This is a genomic window from Mesorhizobium sp. UC74_2 (genome assembly GCF_042701485.1).
Taxonomy (GTDB): Bacteria; Pseudomonadota; Alphaproteobacteria; order Rhizobiales; family Rhizobiaceae; genus Mesorhizobium.
Map to the genome: position 1 here is coordinate 646,355 of NZ_CP170562.1, position 19,745 is coordinate 666,099.

The 19,745-nt window shown below is 60.5% G+C and carries 15 protein-coding genes; 5 read left to right on the plus strand and 10 right to left on the minus strand.

Annotated features, from left to right (window positions below):
* Positions 1-288: 288 nt before the first annotated feature.
* From ACFJIU_RS03010 to ACFJIU_RS03020, 3 genes are read left to right on the plus strand one after another with little or no spacing between them, the layout of a single operon-like run.
* Entirely contained in the window at positions 289-1,107 is an 819-nt protein-coding gene (locus ACFJIU_RS03010) for a polysaccharide deacetylase family protein (RefSeq protein ID WP_379067369.1), read from the plus strand.
* The gene (locus ACFJIU_RS03015; protein WP_379067371.1) at positions 1,104-2,075 is read left to right on the plus strand and encodes a glycosyltransferase family 2 protein; all 972 of its coding nucleotides are present in this window, start codon (positions 1,104-1,106) and stop codon (positions 2,073-2,075) included. Before ACFJIU_RS03010 ends, ACFJIU_RS03015 begins: the two co-directional genes overlap by 4 nt.
* A 21-nt stretch (positions 2,076-2,096) precedes the next feature.
* Positions 2,097-3,038 (plus strand): glycosyltransferase family 2 protein, encoded by a 942-nt coding sequence (locus tag ACFJIU_RS03020; RefSeq protein ID WP_379067373.1) that lies wholly within the window; start codon positions 2,097-2,099, stop codon positions 3,036-3,038.
* 6 nt (positions 3,039-3,044) lie between these two features.
* On the opposite strand, the gene ACFJIU_RS03025 is transcribed toward ACFJIU_RS03020, so the two are convergent.
* The 8 genes from ACFJIU_RS03025 to ACFJIU_RS03060 form a co-directional block, all read right to left on the minus strand.
* On the minus strand, positions 3,045-4,133 hold the full coding sequence (locus tag ACFJIU_RS03025) for an acyltransferase family protein (protein WP_379067375.1): 1,089 nt from the start codon (positions 4,131-4,133) through the stop codon (positions 3,045-3,047).
* Positions 4,134-4,148: 15 nt separating this feature from the next.
* A complete protein-coding gene (locus ACFJIU_RS03030; protein WP_379067377.1) occupies positions 4,149-5,336 on the minus strand; it encodes an acyltransferase family protein in 1,188 nt (395 codons plus the stop codon).
* A gap of 53 nt (positions 5,337-5,389) precedes the next feature.
* On the minus strand, positions 5,390-6,430 hold the full coding sequence (locus ACFJIU_RS03035; protein ID WP_379067379.1) for a GNAT family N-acetyltransferase: 1,041 nt from the start codon (positions 6,428-6,430) through the stop codon (positions 5,390-5,392).
* Positions 6,430-8,088, minus strand: coding sequence for a lipopolysaccharide biosynthesis protein (locus ACFJIU_RS03040; protein WP_379067381.1), 1,659 nt, complete (start codon positions 8,086-8,088; stop codon positions 6,430-6,432). Before ACFJIU_RS03040 ends, ACFJIU_RS03035 begins: the two co-directional genes overlap by 1 nt.
* Positions 8,089-8,097: 9 nt before the next feature.
* Positions 8,098-9,321 carry a DegT/DnrJ/EryC1/StrS family aminotransferase gene (locus ACFJIU_RS03045; RefSeq protein WP_379067383.1) on the minus strand — a complete coding sequence of 408 codons (1,224 nt, stop codon included), beginning with the start codon at positions 9,319-9,321 and terminating at the stop codon, positions 8,098-8,100.
* A 319-nt stretch (positions 9,322-9,640) separates the two neighbouring features.
* Positions 9,641-10,357, minus strand: a complete 717-nt coding sequence (locus tag ACFJIU_RS03050; protein ID WP_379067384.1) for a Crp/Fnr family transcriptional regulator — start codon at positions 10,355-10,357, stop codon at positions 9,641-9,643.
* A gap of 483 nt (positions 10,358-10,840) precedes the next feature.
* Positions 10,841-13,141, minus strand: a complete 2,301-nt coding sequence (locus ACFJIU_RS03055; protein WP_379067386.1) for a mannose-1-phosphate guanylyltransferase/mannose-6-phosphate isomerase — start codon at positions 13,139-13,141, stop codon at positions 10,841-10,843.
* 12 nt (positions 13,142-13,153) lie between these two features.
* Entirely contained in the window at positions 13,154-14,674 is a 1,521-nt protein-coding gene (locus tag ACFJIU_RS03060) for a phosphomannomutase/phosphoglucomutase (RefSeq protein WP_379067388.1), read from the minus strand.
* Positions 14,675-15,201: 527 nt separating this feature from the next.
* On the opposite strand from ACFJIU_RS03060, the gene ACFJIU_RS03065 reads away from it, so the two are divergent.
* Both ACFJIU_RS03065 and ACFJIU_RS03070 read left to right on the plus strand, forming a co-directional pair.
* Entirely contained in the window at positions 15,202-17,046 is a 1,845-nt protein-coding gene (locus ACFJIU_RS03065) for a polysaccharide biosynthesis tyrosine autokinase (RefSeq protein ID WP_379067390.1), read from the plus strand.
* 105 nt (positions 17,047-17,151) lie between these two features.
* Complete coding sequence (locus tag ACFJIU_RS03070; protein ID WP_379067391.1) at positions 17,152-17,946, plus strand: sugar transferase; 795 nt, start codon at positions 17,152-17,154, stop codon at positions 17,944-17,946.
* A 7-nt stretch (positions 17,947-17,953) separates the two neighbouring features.
* Here the strand turns inward: ACFJIU_RS03070 and ACFJIU_RS03075 are convergent, their stop codons facing one another.
* Positions 17,954-18,265, minus strand: a complete 312-nt coding sequence (locus tag ACFJIU_RS03075; protein ID WP_379067393.1) for a hypothetical protein — start codon at positions 18,263-18,265, stop codon at positions 17,954-17,956.
* Between the two features lie 165 nt (positions 18,266-18,430).
* Positions 18,431-19,708 (minus strand): polysaccharide biosynthesis/export family protein, encoded by a 1,278-nt coding sequence (locus tag ACFJIU_RS03080; protein ID WP_379067395.1) that lies wholly within the window; start codon positions 19,706-19,708, stop codon positions 18,431-18,433.
* Between the last annotated feature and the right edge of the window lie 37 nt (positions 19,709-19,745).

A 19,745-nucleotide genomic window follows, 5' to 3' on the forward strand; every position in this document is an offset into this window, starting at 1 on the left:
TTCCGTGGATGGTTTTCCCGGCTGGCACATCGTCAGCCGCGTCCGCGGTCGATTGATCTCAAGTACGACGCCACCTCTTCGGCTACCCCTATAGCCTGAAGCGGCTGCCTGCTCCCGCAGTCATCGCGATTTATACTTTTGATCTGGAGCCTTACTCCCGACGAGCGACCGTGTTCGAAAGGATAAGGCTACGGGACCGTCAGGTTCGATATGGTGGCGTTGGTGCCGGATGTCACAGCTGGTATGAGCTTACTTGTTCGATACCGGGAAAAAGATCAGAGGGCGAAAGTGGGTACGCTTGGGCGAGCACCGCAGCTTCTGAAACGAGCTGTCCGCGCGTTCGGTGTCGAAAGGCATCATCTGATCAGCCCACGCATGGTCGTCGAACGTGAAAGCATGTCCGTCCTTGGCAGACGCGCGCGCCGTTCGGGAGGTCGGATCCTGGCCTATCACTCGGTCGGCCAGCCGCTGATGGATCACAATGACGTGCCGCCAAAGCTGTTCCGTCGCCAGATGGAGTGGGCCGCGAGGCAAGGCTACCGGTTCGTCCCGGCGTCGGAGATTGCGCGGACGGGAGGCGACCCGATGGACCTCGCCATTACCTTCGACGACGGCCTGCGCAGCGTGATGAGCGAGGCCGCGCCGATCCTGAAGGACTTCGCGGCGCCGTGGAGCCTTTTCGTAGTCACTGACTGGAGCGAAGGCGCCTCGCCCTGGACGACCGACGAGGTCCTGGGCTGGCGCGATCTGGAGCGCCTTGCCGCCGACGGCGTCGAAATCGGCAGCCACTCAGCGACCCATCCTGATTTTGGACGGCTGGACGGCCCCGCTGCCCGCGAAGAACTGGACCGCTCGCGCGCTATGATCGAGGCCCGGCTCGGCTTCGCGCCGACGTCGTTCGCGATCCCGCTCGGTCAGTCGGCCAACTGGACGCCAGTCGCCATGCGGGAGGCCAAGGCGGCGGGCTATGATCTGGTCTACGCCCAGGCCGAAGAGACGCGTTCGGCTGGAACGGTCGCTCGCACCTTCATCACGCGCTTCGACAACAAGCGGGTGTTCTCAGCAGCCCTGTCGGGCGTCTTCGATCGGTGGGAGGAGTGGGGATGAGACAGGCGCGCATCGTTTCGGTCATCGTCCCGACACGCGACCGTCCGCAGTACCTGGACCAGGCGCTGGCGAGCATCCGCGCGCTGGAAGGCCCAGACCTGAGCTTCGAGATCCTGGTTGGCGACAATGGCTCTGACCACGATGCCACCGGCGTGGTGACGCAGGCTCACGGCGCACGACACCTGATCGTGACGACTGCGGGCGCCGGCGCCGCGCGCAACGCGTCGATGCGGGCGGCCACGGGGGAGTTCCTTGCCTTCCTGGACGACGATGACGTCTGGACTGGGCAACATGTCCGGCCGCACCTGTTGCTCTTCGATCGTCATCCGGAGGTCGAGGCAGTCTTCGGTCAGGTGGTAATGACCGACCCCGATCTGCGGCCGATCGCTCTTCCCATTCCTGACGACGTTCGTTCCGACGGCGACCATCTGAAGATGATGCTGGACGGGTATTTCCCACAGATCGGCGCAACGATTGCGCGTATCGCGGTACGCGACGCCTACGGTTATTTTGACGAGACCCTGCTGGCCGACCAGGACTGGGACTGGCAGTTGCGTGTCGCCGGCGGGGGGCACATGGAGCATTCGGCCGTACCCTGCGTCTTGTTTCGCCAGCGTCCGTCGGGATCCTATGATGCCTTGGTCTTGAGCCGGATTCCTTACACGCGCAAGGTGTTCATGCGGCATGCCATGCCCGCCTGGCGCAAATGGCACTCTCCGAAAGAGTGGCTGCACTCCTATTTCGCTGCGCTCTTGGGATTCTACATCTATTTCGCCGATGCGGCGGTGGAGCGGGCGGCCAAGGGAGATGCGAAGGGTGTCCGGTTCGCGGTGTGGCATGCGCTGCTGGTGTTTCCGTTTCGGGCACTAAGGCAGCTCGTGACGCCGACGCCCTTGCGCGCCGCCTTCTTCTGGTCGATCGGCCTGGGCGCCCGTCCGCCGGCCACCGAGAACGCGGCGCTGGACTGAATGGGCCTGGATCAAATGGGCATGCAGGATGCCAGGTTTGTGTTGAAGACCAACAGCGATGCTCCGGTTATCAGCGTCGTCATCGCCACGCACAACCGCAGCCGCGACGTTCTGGAAAATGTCGATGCCCTGCTGCCGCAATGCGCCGGCCAACCTGTGGAGGTCATCGTCATCGACAGCGCCTCGGTGCCTGCGCATGCCGCGGTGCTGGAGACCCTGAGCGCGCGCGGGGGGCTTGGCTTCATCCGGCTCGATGAGCCTGGCGTTGCCCTGGCCCGCAATGCGGGTTTCAAGTCCGGCAGGGGCGAGTGGATTGCACTGTTGGACGATGATGCCGTGCCGCGCCCCGGTTGGGTCGAGGCGGCGATTGCCCATGCGAGCCGCTGTGACGCCCGGACCGCCATCCTGGCCGGACGGGTGATCCCCCGCTGGCCAGATGCCGCCGGCAGCCTTGAAATACCCCCGAGCCAGCTCGGCCCGCGCGCGCGCCTGTTGTTGTCGGTGGTCGATGAGGACGGCTTCCGGGACACGACCGATCATCCCATCGGGGTCGGCGCCAACATGTTGTTCCGCCGCAGCGTGCTCGAGGAACATGGTGGGTTCGACGTCACGACCGGTCGGGTCGGCTCGAACCTGGCCAGCGGGGAAGAGGCCCAGATGATGGCCGACCTGATTGGGGCCGGCTATCGCTGCTGGTACTCGGACGCCTTCGTTGTAGACCACAAGGTCCATGCTGGCCGCCTGACGCGCGCATGGCTCACGGAACGTGCCCGCAAGGAAGGCGAGGTGGAGCTGAGGGGCATGAAGACGCGAGGCCAGAAGATCGCGCGCGCGATCAAGATGCTCGTCGCCATCCCGATGCTGGCCGCGTTCCAGATGCTCGACCGGCCCGAACACGAATATTACCTGCGCCTCAACCACAATCTTGGCCTGCTGCGAAAGTTGTTCGCCTCCGCAGGCTGAGTGGTCTCAGGCGACGGCCGGCGCGGCTTTCTGCGTCATCTGGTGAGCCCAGGCCATGATCGGTCGTTCGAAGAACCGCCAGGACACGGTCGCGAGGCCCACGGTCGCGACAAGCTCTATGGGGGCTGAGATCCAATCCGGCGGTGCGAGCGTGATGCCAAACTTCCGGACTGCCGCCTCGACGTCATAGAAGTGCACGAACTCGTGGAAGATGTAACAGCCATAGCTTATGCGCCCCAGGCTGCGCAGGGGCCACGTCTCCAGAAAGGCGACGAAGCGTGAGGCCTGGTTGCCCGCGATCTGAAGGACCAGGAGCGCGGCTGTCGCCGAGATTGCCGGCGCGTAGACGCGCCAGACGATCTCGTCCTTGAGGACGGTGAGGGGCACGATGAGAAGGGCGAGCGCGGCGATGGCCTGGGCCGGCGTGGAAACCAGCCATGCCGGCACCCGCCGGTCGAGGCTCAGTCCCGCCAGACCTCCCAAGGCGAGATAACCAAAGCCGGTCATGGGATTCAGGCCGACGACCTTGGCCGATACTCCGGCCCATTCGAGGCCCGCCTGAGTGACGAGACCCAGAACCACGAACGCAACGCAGATGTGTCTGGCGGCCTTGCTGGGGATGAACAGCAGCAAGGGGGCAAACAACAGATAGAATTGCTCTTCGATCGCCAGCGTCCAGAAGTGGTTGAAATGGCCCACCCAGTGGCCGGTCGTGAACACATAGATGTTTGTGGCGTAGAGCAGCATGGCCAGGGGCGCGCCGCCTTCGAAACCATCGAAGTGAACGAACAGCGAGGCAACCAGGAAGAAGCCTATCGTCGCGTAGTAGATGGGGAATATCCTGGCTGAGCGCCGAAGATAGAAGCGCCCCAGACCTGCGACCGTCGTCGTCTCGCCCGCCTCGATTGCCATCCGCGTGCGAGCCAGGATACGGGTGATCAACAGGCCGCTGAGTGCGAAGAAGAGCATTACCCCGTCGCCGCCGAGGGATGCGTATGTCCCCTGATGGAACTTGTGGCTGACGAATACGAAGATGAAGGCGATCGCACGCAGGCCGTCGAAACCCTTGATGCGGCGTTCGTCGTCGAGGCGCATCGTTCTTGCCCGCCTCTATCGCGGGGCCGTTTGCCAGCCCGGAGACAAGGCGGCGGTTGCGCTGCTGGCCTCGACGCCTTCCCGCGCGGTCAATCTGGCGCCAAGCCGCAGGAGTGGTCGCTCGAAGAAGCGCCAGGAGAGCGTCGCCAGCGCGACGGTGACGGAAAACTCGAAGGCCAATTGCACGATCACCGGCGGGTCGATGTCCATGTGCAGCCTATGGAACACCGCCTGGACGTCGTAGAAATGGACGAACTGATGCAGGACATAGAAGGCGTAGCTCACCCGGCCGAGCGAGCGCAGCGGCCACAGGTTGAGGAAAGCCACGACCGGCGTCTGCTGGTTCCGGGCGATCTGGAACAGGAAGAGGCCGGCGACCGTGCATGTCAGCGGTCCCCAGATGTTCCATGTGTCGCGGAAGTATCCGAAGACCAGCGGGATCGCGATCAGCGCCAGGCCAGCCGCCGCCTGGGCTTGCGCACTCACCAGCCACGCGGGCGACTTCAGGTTTTTCAATGAGGCGACGAAGCCGCCGACACTGAGCATGCCGAAGGCGATCAGCGGATCGACGTGGATGGCGTTCGGGTGGGCCTTCACCGACACCAGCCAAGCCAGCATGGCCGCGCCGGCGATCATGAAACAGATGCAGATCCAAGCCAGATATCTGCGCGGGATGAACAGCAGGACCGGTGCGAAGAGCAGGTAGAACTGTTCCTCCGCCGACAGAGACCAGAGGTGACCGAAATGGCCGTGGTCCGCGGTTGGCGTCATCCCGATATAGATGTTGGTGCCATAGAGGGCGTAGATCGTCGCTTCCATGCGCGAGAAGCCGACGAATGAGGTAAACAGCGAACCCAGCGCGAAAACGGCGAGACATGCGTAATAAAGCGGGAAGATACGCAGGCTGCGACGCAGATAGAAGTCCCCCATCGACCGCCAGCTCGACTGGCTTCCGGCTTCGACCTTTCCGCGCATCTCCGACAGGATCGAGGAAATGAGCATGCCGCTGAGCACGAAAAAGACCCAGACGCCGACAGAGCCATAGGAATCGTGATGCGGCAGGGTTGTCTTGTGGCTGATGAAGACCATCAGCACGGCGATAGCGCGCACGCCATCGAAGCCGGCTATACGATCCTCCGCCGGCCGGGCGACCGTCTTGGTGGGCTGGGCTACGAAGATGGCATTTTGATCAACCGTTGCCATGGATCAATACTCGAGCTGATGTTCCTCATGTCGGACAGTTTGATGCAGCGCAGTCATAGAAGTCCGAGCCGATAAAGCGCACTGACGGCGCGTGGGCGAAAGATCGCGCCATAACGCCCTGCCACGGGCTCACCCCAACTCTGCTTGTAGTCTTGCCCGGAGCCGAGATCGAATTGACGATGCCCAGCGCTTGCCGCCCATTTGATCGACGCCTCCATCATGCGGACACCAACCCAAAAGCGGTCGTACTCGGGATCGCGGACGATGCATTGGCCAAGCGCAATGTCGTCCTTTGACATTAGGACGAGCCCGGCCGCGCGACGACTACCATCGAGCAGGTGCAGGGTGTGGAATTGGATCGGGCTGTCGGCGCTCTGCTGTCTTAAGAAGGCAGGCCAAAACCGCAGTCGATCCTCAACGGCAACCGTCTCCCCAGCGTCTGCGCCTTCCCACATGCGTCCCCACTGGGCGCAGCACCATTCCAGATCGCCCACGTCGTCGATACGAAGTCGCATGAATTCATCGCAACGTTTGCGGGCCCTACGCACATTGCTGCGATGATTGCGGCTCCAGCGCGCCTCATAATCGCACCGCAGGTCGATGCGGTAGTTGTCCGGGGACCAATAGCATCGCGGATTGAGCTCCACGACGGCCTTGTCGAGCCCCGCCTCGACCCGCACCTCGACGCCCAAGGCATGCAGCGCCCGACCAAGGGCGGCTTGAGAGGACGCAGGCGCGATCACACCAGAAAGCGATTGATAGGCGACGGGCTCCCAATATCGGCGGCGGTGGCGCAGGGAGATGAGCGCGGTCGGCTGGCCGTTCTCCGTTGCAAGGGCGTGCCGCTTGCGGACGCTCGTGGGCTGGGTGAGTTCACGGTAGAGATCGCGGTCGCAACCGGGAATGGCAGGCAGGGCGTCCAGGGCCTGGTCGAGGGTCGTGTTCCAGGCATCGAACCAGGCAATATCGACACCCCGTGTCGTCAAGCGGGTAACGATGCGGGCAGTGGAGATCACGCTACGCGCGGTGACATGGCCCAGCGCATGCTTGAAGCTCGTGCCGGCGGCGTTGGGCGAACCTATCGCATGACTCATCACAGGTTCTCCCTGCCTTCCCCGCCCGTCGGCCAACCAGGCGATCGTTCGAAGAGGCGGCCGAACCGCCCTTTGACCACCGACCAAACGGGTTGCGTGCCATCCCGGCGACCCGTGATATTGATTTCGCTGTCCGCATCGCCTGGCACGGGCGCCAGTTCGGAGGCCTCGCCGAGGAAGCGTCGGATGGCGGCAAGGAGGGCATGCAGGCGCGCAGGCGCGCGGGCCTGTGCTCTACCCAGCAGATAGGCCAGTTCGGCCGCGAAGGGATGGCGGGTCCAACCTATGGCCAGGAACCAGAACGTTCCGCCAAGCCCGCCACCCAGGAGCGCCTGCAAGATCGAGATGTCCATGTCGAAGCTGTTCAGCCCAATGACGACAAGCGGGCCTAGCGCTGTGGCCAGGGTGACGGCCGCGCTGGGTACCAGCGCGCGCAAATACTCGGAGACGCTCAGTTTCAGCCGGCGCATCAGAAAGTAGAGGCCAACGCCTACCTGGATCGGTGTGGTGGCAAAGATCGAGAGCGCCAGGACGAGCGGGCCATGCTGGGCCGCGAGGATCATGATCAGGCTGGTGATCGGCAAGGAGATAATCCAGGCCTTGGCCGTATCGCGGATTCCGCCGGCGGCCACCAGGGCTGGGAACATCAAGGGGACGGGAAAATAGAGCATGGTGGCCGCCGCCATCACCTGCACCAGCGGGATGGAGGTGTCCCATTGCGGTCCCAGCATGGTGTGCACCAGGGGATGGGCGAAGAGGATGACCATCGCCAGGCCCGGCCAGTGGAATGCGGTGAGATTGGCGACAACTTTGAGATAGGGGTCTTTGAGAGGACGACCCGTGCGGGCATGGGCGGCGAAACCCGGCAGGGCTACGGCCGAGATGGCCGATATGACCAAACGACTGGGCATTTCGGTGACCTGTTGGCCCCGGCTGTAGAGACCGACATCGGTGCTGCCGCTGGCCCGCCCCAGCATGAAGGTCGGAATGACGCTCCCAAGGGAAGTTAGGATGCCTGTCGCGGTGTTGAGGCCGCCGAAGGCCAGGATCTCGCGCCATTTGGTGAATTCGATCCGGAAGATGGACAGATCCGGGCGTATGAGGATGGCGAAGACGAAGGTGGAGAGCGGATAGCTCAACGCGCCCCAGGCGAAGCTCATATAGCCAAAGCCCATCATCACGAGGCCGGTGGTGGTGATGTTGCCGACCAGGGCCGAGCCCAGGTTGATGGCCGCGATGTTCCAGAACTCCAGGTCGCGTCGAAGCAGAGCAACAATCGGCGAACCGATGCTGGCGAACAGATAGCCAAACGCGACGGTGCGGACGAAGTTCTCCAGGCGCGGTTCGTGTGCGAAGTCGGCATAGAGGCCCGCTGTCGCGACGAAGGCGGTCGTTAGGATGATGGCGACCAGCAGCATCATGGTGAAGGAGGTGTGAATTTCCTCCTTCGAGAGCTTTTCGGCGCTGACGATGTAGTTGGTGACGCCAAAGTCGCGCAGACCCTCGGCGAGAGCGACAAGGCTGGCGCCAAGGAACGCGGCTCCGATTTCGTCGGGGGTCAAAAGCCGCGACGAAACGTAGAGGGTCACGAAATTGAGGACGAGAGTAGCGTATTTCTCGAAATAGACCGCGACCACCGCTCGCCGAACGCTCGCCATCGCGATCGCTCACATTCGACGGGGTTGGCCCCACTGCGGGACCGTCACCACATCCCGCCCCGAATTCCAGAGCGGGAGCTTTGAGCTTCGGATTTTGGGCCGTGTGACCTCGATCAGGGTAGAGGCGACCTTCTGTTGATCTCCGTCCGTCATCTGGGGGTAGAGCGGAAGGACGATCGCATGATCCTGGGCTGCCTCGGACTCCGGCAGAGGCAGGCGCAAGGGATGGGAAGCATAAGCGTCCTCGCGGTGGGCGCACATGATACCGCGCCGGGTGGCGATACCGGCATCGAGCATGGCCTGCATCATGGTGCGCTGGTCGGCGTGATCCGGCAGGCGGACGCAGAAGCTCTGCCAATTGGTGCGCGCATAGGACGGTTCCTGAACCAGGTCCAGCCATTGTGCCCCGCCAAGCAATTCGGCGTAGCGGACGGCGAGCGAGCGGCGCTTGGCCACGATGCCGGGCAGACGCTTGAGTTGCTCGCGGCCGACAGCGGCCTGGATGTCCGTCATCCGATAGTTGTAGCCTAGAACCGGGTGGGTCTCGAAAATCACCTGGGCCGAGCCATGGCGGACTGTATCGGGCACGCTCATACCGTGCTGGCGCAGCAGCTTGAATTTACCGGCCCAGTCGGCGTGCCTGGTGGTCAACATACCCCCGTCGCCGGTGCTCATGATCTTGCGCGGATGGAACGAGAAACACGCCACGTCGCCGTGCACCTTGCCGATCTTCTCCCATTGCCCGTCCCAAAGAATCTCGCTGCCGCTGGCGCAGGCCGCATCCTCGATCACGGGCAAGCCTTTGGCTTTGGCGATGTCCATCACCGCGGCCATGTCGCAGGGCAGGCCCATCTGGTGGACGACCAGGATCGCGCTGGTCCTGGCTGAAAGCGCCTGCCGGATCAGGGCCGGGTCAATGTTGTAGGTGGCCGGGTCGATGTCGACGAAAACCGGGATCGCGCCGCAGTAGACCACCGAATTGGCCGTGGCGATGTAGGAGTGGCTGACCGTGACCACTTCGTCGCCAGGCTTCACCCCGGCCGCCAGCAAGGCCAGATGCAGGGCCGTTGTGCAATTCGAGACGGCCGTGGCGTACGGTGCGCCCGTGAAGGCTGCGAATTCCGTCTCGAAGGCCGCGACCTCTGGGCCCTGCGTAACCCAGCCGGACAGGATGACGCGGCGCGCCGCTTCGGCCTCGGCCTCATCCATCGTGGGCTTGATGATCGGAATCATGGCAGGGTCCTCAGCGGAACGAAAGTTCGACCTGGGCGCCGGAAATTCCGATTGTCGTATCACGATGGAGCCGGTCGCTCACCTTGTCCTAATGTGGAATGTTGGGGGTGGCCGGCGATACGGATACCGCTTTCGGTCAGCGGGCAGGTCACCTTAGCCTGAGGCTGGCGGCGTCGGCGGGGGCGATAACGGCGGTCGCTGTCCTGCAGAAGGTCGTGTGTCGCGGCAGCAAGCAAGCACGCTGTTGCGCATCGCCGCCTCGGGAGAGGCGCGAGATCGATACCGCGATGAAGTTGAAGAGAAGGCAGGGAAGTTGTGCTCAATTTTCGATGTAGTCGCCGTCGAAACCCGCGAGCTTCATCAGACCCGCATGATCGAGCAGGCGGACATAGCCTTGGCGAAACTCGAGGAATTTCCGCTCGCGCAGTTCCCGCAGCATTCGGTTTACATGGATTGGGGTAAGGCCCAGGGCGTCGGCCAGGTCGTACTGGGTCAGCGGGCATTCAAAGCCGTTACAGGTAACTGCGCCAACTCTTTGTAAACGCGCTGTCAGTTCAAGCAACAAATAGGCCGTCCGCTCCAGAGCGTTGCGCCGTCCTATGTTTGCCAGGTGCTGAGCGATCACCGCGCCGTTGTGCGTCAGAGCCTCGACAATGAAGGAGAAGAGGTGAGGTGATTTCATGGCAGCGACAGTAAAAGTCTTGGTCGGTGCCACCAGCAACGAAAGTTCAGTTTGAGCCAGGAAAGTTTCAAGCGCTCCACCGCCATATGATTGAGGCAGAACGACATCGCCAGTCAGGGCAAAATCCAGAATTTGGCGCTGGCCGGTTGGAAGCTCATGAGAAATGCAACCCCAACCAGCTTCGACGATGTATATGCGATCGTTGTTGTCGCCCTGACTGAAGATGATCGCGTTGGCCGGATATCGCTTCGATGTGAATCCCAGGGTCTTGATAAGCGCCGCGTCACCGTTACGTCCAACGTACGACGAAAGGGACCTATCCCACCTCAAACGAGAACGTGAAGCATCCGCCATCCTTACCGCCCGCGTGAATTAATTGTGACGCGTCCTTCAACAATTCCCTAGTCTCCGTTGGCGATAACAACACTGAGGCACCGAATTCGATGCGAACCAATTCACTTAAGTGCAACGCACCAAACGCAGCTGCTAGTGATCTTGTAGCCAACGGTTCGATGAGATCACCGCCATGCTCGTGCGTGTTTCTTTTGCCATAGTCCTGCAGGGGTTTCCCAAAACTCGGCGTCTCAGCGATTTCATGAAGCCTAGCATGCGCCGGGTTATTTGGCTTTCCTCTTTAAGTTTAATTGGAAATTTCCACGTTTGCTGTGATGATGCTGGCGTGAAGCGATGACGAATAAGTGATGAACGGATAATGCATCTATATTAGACTGTGCTAATATAGATGCATTATCCGCAAACGTCGAAGATAGTCTTGTATTTATAGCGGCGCCGATACCACTCTGGTGTTGGTGCGCATTCGATGGGGCAGTGGTTTGTTCAACCGTAATTCTGCCTCGGAGCAAGCCTGTCCTCGTAGCCGACTTGCCGCGGGAACGGTTCGATCTGTCCTTCGGTCTTGTCGAGATACTGCATCAACGCAGTCACGAGATGGTAGAATATGCTGGCTGGAACTTCGGTTGCCAGTGACCGTCCACGCTCGTCAATCCTGTCCACCCAGAGCCCGAGTGGCGCGGGATCGACATGCCATCTGAAGAGGCGCGCGACGCGCGCTTCGATCTCGGGTTTGAGATCGGGCCCGCCAATGTCGTCCAGGGCAATTGCCGCCTTGATGGCCTCGCATTGCGGCCAACTGCGTGAAAGCCTGTCGAAGGGCATTCCCTGTCGCGATACAGCTGCGTAAGCCAGACCTGTGGCCCGGTTCAATCCGCTGGCGATTGCCGACGAATAGAGTTTTCTCGCATATGCAGCCAGATCTTTCTGCCCGCTGGCCCTGGCAAAATCCACGAGAAGCGAAGCCCATTCGAAATGATGCCCCGGCTCGGTCCATTGCCCCTTTTCTCCGGGCATCGGAAGCCAATCGGCGTCGAAATATTCCCCAAGCGTCCAACTCTCCTGGTCAAAGAAATGGCACCGGAAGAGATCGATTATGCGAGCCGCCCGACGAAGGTAAGCGCGGTCGCCGGTAACGTCATACCAGGCCAGGAAGGATTCAAGCATGTGCATGTGCGGATTCGAGGAGCGCACTCCGTTCCAGCCAGGGGTTTCCACAAAACCATTCAGACAGCCGTCCTCCAGGTACGAGTCGATGAAGCCGAATGTCTCCTGTGCGAGCTGCAGTGCTGCCGGGTGACCGCATCGATGGGCATGCGCAAACGCCAGAAGCACACAGGAATGGTCGTATGTGTCCTCCGTCGGATCAGCCACACTGCCATTTGCATTCAGCGTTCGCACCCAGCTGCCGCGGTCGGTACGGCCGTGTCGTGCGATGAAGTCGATGCCGTGGTCGATGAGCCTGTCAGCCGGCCCGGTCCAGCCGCGTTCCTTCGCCACCGCGAAAGCATAAATCTGGCGAGCCATCGTTCGCATCCGCTTAGGCTTACCCAACGGTCTTGCATCGAAACCGAGAGCCTCGTGGAAGCCACCATGCACATCGTCGATGCCCGTAGTGGACCAAAGCGGCAGAGTTTCCTCGAAAAGCCAGTGCTTCACGCGCTTGCGCCACGATCCGCTGATGATGATCCTGTCTTCCGATGCCGTGATTTTCGTCTCGAGGCGACCGCTTTTCTCAAGCTGTTCAACAACCTTTTTCACGTTCTGGCTGTGGCTGACGGGAGCGACGAATATTGCATCCGGCGTCGCCACCACCGCGACGCCGTTCATTCCGACGACGGTCAGCAGCCTGCCCTGGCTTCTCAGGTAGGAGCCGTCGCAATTCATCGCGACCACATCACCCTTCACCACATTGCCGTTGCTGTCGGTCGGGCTGGCTTCGAGCAGCGACTGCCACGATCCAAGGTCGTTCCAACGGAAGGAGGCCGTCACCATTGCTATGCCGCGCGCCTGCTCCATCACGGCATAGTCAATCGACGTGGAGGGGATCTCCGAGTAGAGGCCCTGGGGCAGGTAGAGACCCGAGACATCGGCCCTGGCGGTGTTAAAGGCTCGTTCTGCCGTGTCCCAGATCTGCGGCTGAAATTCGAGCAAGGCCGTGCGCATGGTGTCGGCGCGAAACAGGAAGATGCCCGCATTCCAATAGAATCTTCCTGACGACAAATAGGTTTGGGCGGTCTCGATGTTCGGCTTTTCGACGAAGCGTGAAACCGCGGCCGCACCGTCGCCATTGGCAGCGACCTCAATGTACCCATATCCGGTTTCCGGATGAGTGGGCGGGATGCCGAACACGACTATGCTTCCGGAGTCGGCCGCGGGCATGCCCGCCTCAACAGTCTCCCAAAACTGTGTGTTCGTCGAAATCTCATGGTCGGAGGGAACGACAAGTACAAGCGCGTCGCTGCCGTGTTCGGCGATGGTCTGCAGCGTGGCGATGGCGACTGCCGCGGCCGTATTTCGACCCAGCGGCTCGAAGATCGGCTTTCCTCCATTCAAACCAAGCGGACTGATATCCGAGATGACGCGTTCAGCGTGTCTCGCGGATGCAATCAGATAGATCGGCGTTTCGGCGTGCGGCCACGCCTTGAGGCGCCGGACCGTTTTCGCGAGCATCGAGCCGTCCCCGGAGAGATCGTGGAATTGCTTGGGGTTGTCTTCCCGCGAGAGTGGCCACAGCCGTGACCCGACGCCACCGCTCATGACAAAACTGATGATCCGGCGTGCCATGCTTCAGCTCCCTCAGAATGTCTGGTTGTAGGCTCCAACCTCAGGATTACGGCGCAGGACGGAGTCGAGTGCCTCGAACATCTGTCGCCGCCGCTCCGAGGAGACAGGGCTTTCGACGACGACGACAATTTCGGGCTTGTTCGATGACGCTCTGACCAATCCCCAGGTGCCGTCCTGAGCCACGACACGCACCCCATTGACTGTGACCAGGTCAGCCAGCGGCTGCCCCGCAAACTCGATCCCGTCCCCTTTCATTTTCATGAAGTCATCGACAACCTTGTCGACCACGCCGTACTTGGCCTCGTCGGGACAGTGGGGCGACATCGTCGGGGTGCCGAAGGTCAAGGGCAGGGCACGGTACAGCTCGGCCATCGTCTTTCCGGGATTCCGGTCGAGCATCTCGCAGATGGCGATCGCCGTGACGAGGCCGTCGTCATAACCACGTCCGATCGGTGGGTTGAAGAAGAAGTGCCCCGACTTCTCGAAGCCAGCGATTGCGTCGAGTTCGGCAACGCGGCGCTTGATGTAGGAGTGCCCTGTCTTCCAGTAGTCGGTGTTTGCACCATTTTGCGCCAGAATGGGATCGGTCATGAACAGGCCAGTCGATTTCACGTCCACGACGAAAGTGCATGCTGCATGCCGGCTGGAGATGTCTCGCGCCAACATGACACCGACCTTGTCTGCGAAGATCTCGTTGCCTTCGTTGTCGACCACGCCACAGCGGTCACCGTCACCGTCGAAGCCCAGTCCCAGATCCGCACCGGTCTGCAGAACCTTGTCGCGGATCGCGTGCAGCATCTGCATGTCTTCAGGATTCGGATTGTAGTGCGGAAACGAGTGATCGAGCTCCACGTCGAGAGGGATCACGACACAGCCGATGCTCTCCAGCACCTGCGGCGCAAAGGCACCCGCCGTGCCGTTGCCGCAGGCAACAACGACGCGCGGCTTTCGGCGAATGCGCTTTCCGGCAATCAAATCTTCGACGTACTTCTCGCGAAGGTCGGCTACGAATTCATAGCTCCCGCCACCGACAAGATCGAAGTCGCCGTTCAGCACAAGCGTTTTCAGAGCGCTCATCTGATCGGGCCCGAATGTCAGCGGTCTTTGGGCACCCATTTTCACTCCGGTCCAACCGTTCTCATTGTGGGAGGCCGTGACCATGGCAACAGACGGAGCGTTGAGTGCAAATTGGGCGAAATAGGCGGTTGGGGAAAGCGCCAGGCCAATGTCCTTCACATGTGCGCCCACTGCCATGAGCCCTGACACCAAAGCCATCTTGATGGACATGGAATAGCTGCGAAAGTCGTGACCGGTGACGATTTCAGGACCCACGCCCTCCCGGCGGATCAGCGTGCCAAGCCCCATGCCCAATGCCTGGGCGCCCATCAGGTTGAGTTCAGGTTCTTTTTCCGAGTCCGGGTGGCCGAACCACCAGCGCGCATCATATTCACGGAAGCCGGTGGTTTTGATGAGTGCATTGTTTTCGAATGCGAAAGTATTCGGCTTGGCCTGGTCGACTATCTTTAGGGGCACAGCTACCGCTCCGATATTGCGGCAGTATTTCTAACATGCCGGCAGCCTCAGACCCCTTCATGAATTCGGGTAGCCTTACTCCTCGGTTCGGCCGTCTTCATCCAATAGGTGATGCCGGTCGGTGATCGAAAGGATGTTTTGCCAAGGTATGGCAATCGGCGATGGCGGAGGAACATCTGCGTCCAGCGCCACTTCGATGTGTCATGCAGCAGGGTAGACCGTGCGGTAATTTCCCCTCGATCCGGCGCAGGGAGAAAAGCAGCACCTGTCGGCGATGTCGGATATCCTGGCGGCAGTCCGCCGCGCCTTCTTCGCTCCCATAGGGGGTAGGCTTACGTCAATTGGAGGCGTTTACCTTCCCCTGTGCCGGAATAGTGTTTCTCGCAGATGCTTGGGATCGCGGGGCCTTGGGCGCACATCAGAACATCAATTGGATGTCATGGAACTCCTGTGTCCGGCCTGCGTGCACGCCTGTGCCAGACCTGAGTGTACGAGGGCGGGCCCTTCGTACCTGCCGGAGACGTTAGATGAATCGCTCGTTCGCCAGCCAGTGGCCTTTGGTAACCAATCAGCAGATCGGTGCCGAGCAGGATTTCATCAGCCTCTCGGACATAACCGGATTTCTGAAACATTATGTCGGAACAATTGCGGCCTGTCTTGCCGCGGCGCTTTTGGTGGCATGGTTTTACAATTCGACCACAGACCCGGTTTTTACGGCCAAGGCGCAGATACTCATTGAGCCGAGGCTGCCACAACATTTGCAGGAAGGCGCGGAAGTAAATCTATCGTTGGATACCGCGCAAGTGGAAAGCCAGATCGCTGTAATGCAGTCTGAAAAGATTGCTTCCATGGTCATCGACCGATTGAAATTGATTCAAAACACGAATTTCAACCGTCCCCAGGCGCCGATATTGGTCGAGAGGTTCAGGAAAATAAAGGACAACCTGGATGAGGCGCTAGGGTACCAGAAAAGCAACTGGGCCGTAGAGGCGATGGCCAAACTGACCGATTACCAGAAGTCCCGCCTCAGCATGCTGATTTTTCGCAACGGCCTGGATGTGCGAAGGGTAGGTGTTTCCTACGCAATCGACATATCTTTCACCACGGCCGATCCCGACGCCGCAGCAAAGATTGCGAATGCCACCGCCGACGCCTTCGTGCACGAACAGGTCGAAACCAAGGCCGATGCAGCGAGGGAAGGCGGAGCATGGTTGGAAAAACGCCTGCAACAACTGCGCACCCAGATGAACGAGGCGATGGCGAAGGCTCAGGGCTTCCGCTCCAGGCACGACTACAGCGTGGGTCGGGATGCCGACGGGAGCGTCAGTCTGGAACCTACGCTCGAAGAGCTTGAGGTGACCGCGGATACCTATCGGAAAATGTATGAGAGCTTTCTGCAGGCCTATACAAATTCAGTAAGCCAGCAATCCTATCCAGTTGCCGATGCCAGGGTGATTACCGCTGCAACGGCGCCGCTTTCTCCGAGCGCTCCGAAGCCGAAGCTGGTGTTGGCTTTCGCGACTATCGCAGGCCTCATTCTCGGCATTGGCATTTCTTTCGCGCGGCATTCGCTCGATTGGAGCATTCGGTCGCCACGTCATATCCGCGACAATCTGGGAATGGTGTGTGTGGGAGAACTGCCGCCACCCAGCAACCGGAGTGGATTCGGATACGTCGATGAAGCGGCAAGACATCCTTGGTCTCGATACAGCCAGAGCCTGAGGAAGGCGCGAACCGAAATCAGCCTTGCTGAAACGAACCACCCGGTGCGGGTCCTTGGACTGACCGCTGCTTCAAACAACAGCCTGAAGAGTATCGTCGCGACCAATCTTGCCACGCTTTACTCCATGTCAGGCCTCAAGACGCTGGTCATAGATGCCGATCTTCGGAAACCGACGATCACCACAAGGCTGCCCGACCATTCGGGTATGCCGGGTAGGGAGTGCGAGGACCTCCTTCGGCTCAATATCATTCGCACTCCTTGGCGGTTCGACGTGCTTTCGAGCTCCGTGGTGGACGCGAGAAAACTGCTCGTGCCAAGCAATATGCAGGCACTTCTCTCCGAACTGAATGCCGAAGGTGCGGCTGCCTACGACAAAATCATCATCGACCTGCCGACCCTTGAATCAGGGGCCGACGACCTGGCCGTTGGATCCGTCCTCGACGGCGTCGTCATCCTTGCGGAGTGGGGAAAGACGCACATCGACACCCTGCAGGAACTTGTCAGGACACTGCAAGCCTCCAGGACGCCGATACTTGGCGTGCTTCTAGCAAAGGCACGGGTAGTACCGTCCAGGCACCGGTGGGCGCAGCTAGGCGCGGCGTTTCCGCAAATCGCCAATGCATACAGGGCAATCATGCGTCGGGATTAGGGGGTACCCTCGGGAGTATCGCGCTACCTCCTTTGCATTCCTTGCCGCCGCGTTCCGTCCTTGGAAAACTGTCAGAGTGAAAAATCTGGAAACGGCGACCGTCACATGACAAACGCCTTTGAAAAGCATTCGCACCGGGGGGAGGCGATCTGGGGCCAGCCAGTTGTGTCGGCTGCGATAGAGAGCAGGGTGGTCCTGCATATCGTCGCCCCGGGCGGCTATGCCAATACCGGAACAATTTTGCATGGCCCATCCAGTGTCATCGACACGGAGATTACAAACCCTCCCGTTGGAGGCCTCCTCAAACGGATTATGGATATTGTCATAGCCTGCCCAGCGCTCATCCTGGCTGCGCCTGTCATGATCCTCGTGGGCTTGATCATCAAGATTACGGCCGGAGGCCCGGCAATATTCTCGCATAGTCGAGTTGGTTTCGGCGGAAAGCCGTTCGATTGCTACAAGTTTCGCTCGATGGTCGCGAATTCGGACGAAGTTCTGAAATCACACCTCGATGCAAACCCCGAGGCACTCAAGGAGTGGGGAGAGTGCCACAAGATCAGGAACGATCCCCGCGTTACGTTCTTTGGACGAATGCTGCGCAAGTCCAGCTTGGATGAGCTCCCCCAGCTCATCAACATACTGCGCGGTGACATGAGCTGCGTCGGTCCAAGACCGATCGTCGCGGACGAACTCAGCCGCTATGGCGAGCACCAGGCAGAGTACCTTGGAACGAGGCCGGGACTCACTGGCCTTTGGCAGGTGAGCGGAAGAAGCAGCCTAGACTACGAAAAACGCGTCGCTCTGGACAGCCAGTATGTGCGGAACTGGTCGATCTGGCTCGATTTCGCTATCTTGCTCAGGACCATCGTTGCGGTCATGAGGGTCGACAGGGCTTCCTGAAGCCGTATCACTCTTCGTTTCGCTTGCGGTAAAGCGACAGAGACAGGCCCACGAGGTAGCCGCAGGCCGAAAAAAACATCAGGATCAGGGATTTGCCCACGGTCACATGGCCCGGTAATCCCAGGCTGTTCCAGGCTAGGATACCAACGAGAAGCACCGCGGTCGCCGCCAGCAACGCTGCGGCCTTGAACCGTAAGCCGATGAGTATGCCTGCCACCGACACGGCCAGTATGCTCGTTAACACCGATGTCTCCAGTGACGCCCGCAGAACCAAGCGGCCTGCTGCAGCAGAGAGCCCGTCAAACTTCGCGTGCGCCAACTGTTATGCGGCCTCGGAGGGCATGGCAAGCGCTGGAAACACTGCTTGGAATGCCGTTCGAAAATCGATACCAGATTTGTCGAGCCGATGTTTTCCAGCCATGGTTGACGGCATCACCATGCGTGACTGCGTCAATCGGGCACCGCAACGATTTGGGGGATCAGGTCAGTTCGTATTCCGAACAGCGCCCGTCTCCGCCCGAATGTTCGCATTTGCCGGGGGTAAACCCTCCAGGCCCGCCTGCGGCAGTGGAATTTCGACCTTCACGGTATCGCCCGGCTCGACAAGTGTTGTTTCCTCGGCGGCGAGCTCTTCCATGCCGCTGTCTTTCGGCCTTACGATCTTGAAGATCGGCTCGGCCCTTTGAGCGCTTTCCCTGAGAGCCAGCAGAGCGGGGGCCGAAACCTGCGTTTCCTGCAGCAGCTGCGCTGCGGTATCGGATTTGCTGGTGACTTCGTTGAGCTGCCGCTGCGTCTCACGCAAGCTCTCGGCGATCTCGCTGGAGCGCTGGTTGCCGAGGTTGAGGATTTCAATGTCGGTCTTGCTCATTTCCTGCCTGACCCGCAGCATGGACGTCTCGGCCGCCAGTCTGTCGCTCTGCATCCGGGCGACGGCACCCTCCAGAGCAAATTCGCGTGGCGCAACGGCGAGGCCTTTCTGCACGAGGCTCGAGACGCCCGTGAGTTCCTTTTGGATGAGTTCGATCTGTTTGTTATGGAAAGTCAGCTGCTGCTCGAGCGAGGCCAGTTCTTTTTCCAGGAAATCCTTGAGTTCTCGCAGCGAACGAAGCTGAGTTGCGAGCGCATCCTTTCGGATAGCGAATATCTTGCGCTCCTGTTCCATTGCCAGTGCAACGGTTTCGTTCGATATCCGGCCCGTCAGCTCGGGAGGAAAGGTGATGTCGTCACTGCCGGCGAGCTCCGACTGCAACCGTGCTTTGCGGGCAATCAGGCTAACGCTGTTCAGAGCAAGAAGTCCTACATCGCCTTGGCCCGAGATGACCTCTCGTTCAAGCCGAGACATATTGTCTTCACGTATCGGCAATCCGCCGGCGATACCCAGAGCCTGCAGCACCGTAAGGCCGGGTCTATAAGGAAATTCGCCAGGTTGCCTGACGTTGCCGACAATATAGAACGGCCTGTACTGGGCAATCTCGACAGCCACATCTGGCTCGCGGCCGAGCCCCATCTGCTGCATCAGTCGGCGCCCTATGGCGCGGGCGAGGTCCCCGGGCGCGGTGCCCTGAGCACGAATCTGCCCAACAAACGGCAGGAAGAGCGTGCCGTCGGCTGCAATCACGAAACTGTCGTTGAGAGCAGTCCATTCAAAGATCACGTCTCGTGACGCGCGCCACTCGTAAACCTTGAGCCTGACTTTGTCCTGCGGTCCAAGGAGATATTCTGTGGCGGAGGCCGGCAGCGGCCAAACAGCCGTCGCCGCCAACGAGACGCCTACAATTGCTGAAAGCCAGTTCCGCATT

Excerpts from the sequence above, each read along its gene's own strand:
- ACFJIU_RS03015 (WP_379067371.1), top strand. The coding sequence starts at position 1,104 with ATGAGACAGGCGCGCATCGTTTCGGTCATCGTCCCGACACGCGACCGT.
- ACFJIU_RS03020 (WP_379067373.1), top strand. The coding sequence starts at position 2,097 with ATGCAGGATGCCAGGTTTGTGTTGAAGACCAACAGCGATGCTCCGGTT.
- ACFJIU_RS03025 (WP_379067375.1), bottom strand. The coding sequence starts at position 4,133 with ATGCGCCTCGACGACGAACGCCGCATCAAGGGTTTCGACGGCCTGCGT.
- ACFJIU_RS03030 (WP_379067377.1), bottom strand. The coding sequence starts at position 5,336 with ATGGCAACGGTTGATCAAAATGCCATCTTCGTAGCCCAGCCCACCAAG.
- ACFJIU_RS03035 (WP_379067379.1), bottom strand. The coding sequence starts at position 6,430 with ATGAGTCATGCGATAGGTTCGCCCAACGCCGCCGGCACGAGCTTCAAG.
- ACFJIU_RS03040 (WP_379067381.1), bottom strand. The coding sequence starts at position 8,088 with ATGGCGAGCGTTCGGCGAGCGGTGGTCGCGGTCTATTTCGAGAAATAC.
- ACFJIU_RS03045 (WP_379067383.1), bottom strand. The coding sequence starts at position 9,321 with ATGATTCCGATCATCAAGCCCACGATGGATGAGGCCGAGGCCGAAGCG.
- ACFJIU_RS03050 (WP_379067384.1), bottom strand. The coding sequence starts at position 10,357 with ATGGCGGATGCTTCACGTTCTCGTTTGAGGTGGGATAGGTCCCTTTCG.
- ACFJIU_RS03055 (WP_379067386.1), bottom strand. The coding sequence starts at position 13,141 with ATGGCACGCCGGATCATCAGTTTTGTCATGAGCGGTGGCGTCGGGTCA.
- ACFJIU_RS03065 (WP_379067390.1), top strand. The coding sequence starts at position 15,202 with ATGAATCGCTCGTTCGCCAGCCAGTGGCCTTTGGTAACCAATCAGCAG.
- ACFJIU_RS03070 (WP_379067391.1), top strand. The coding sequence starts at position 17,152 with ATGACAAACGCCTTTGAAAAGCATTCGCACCGGGGGGAGGCGATCTGG.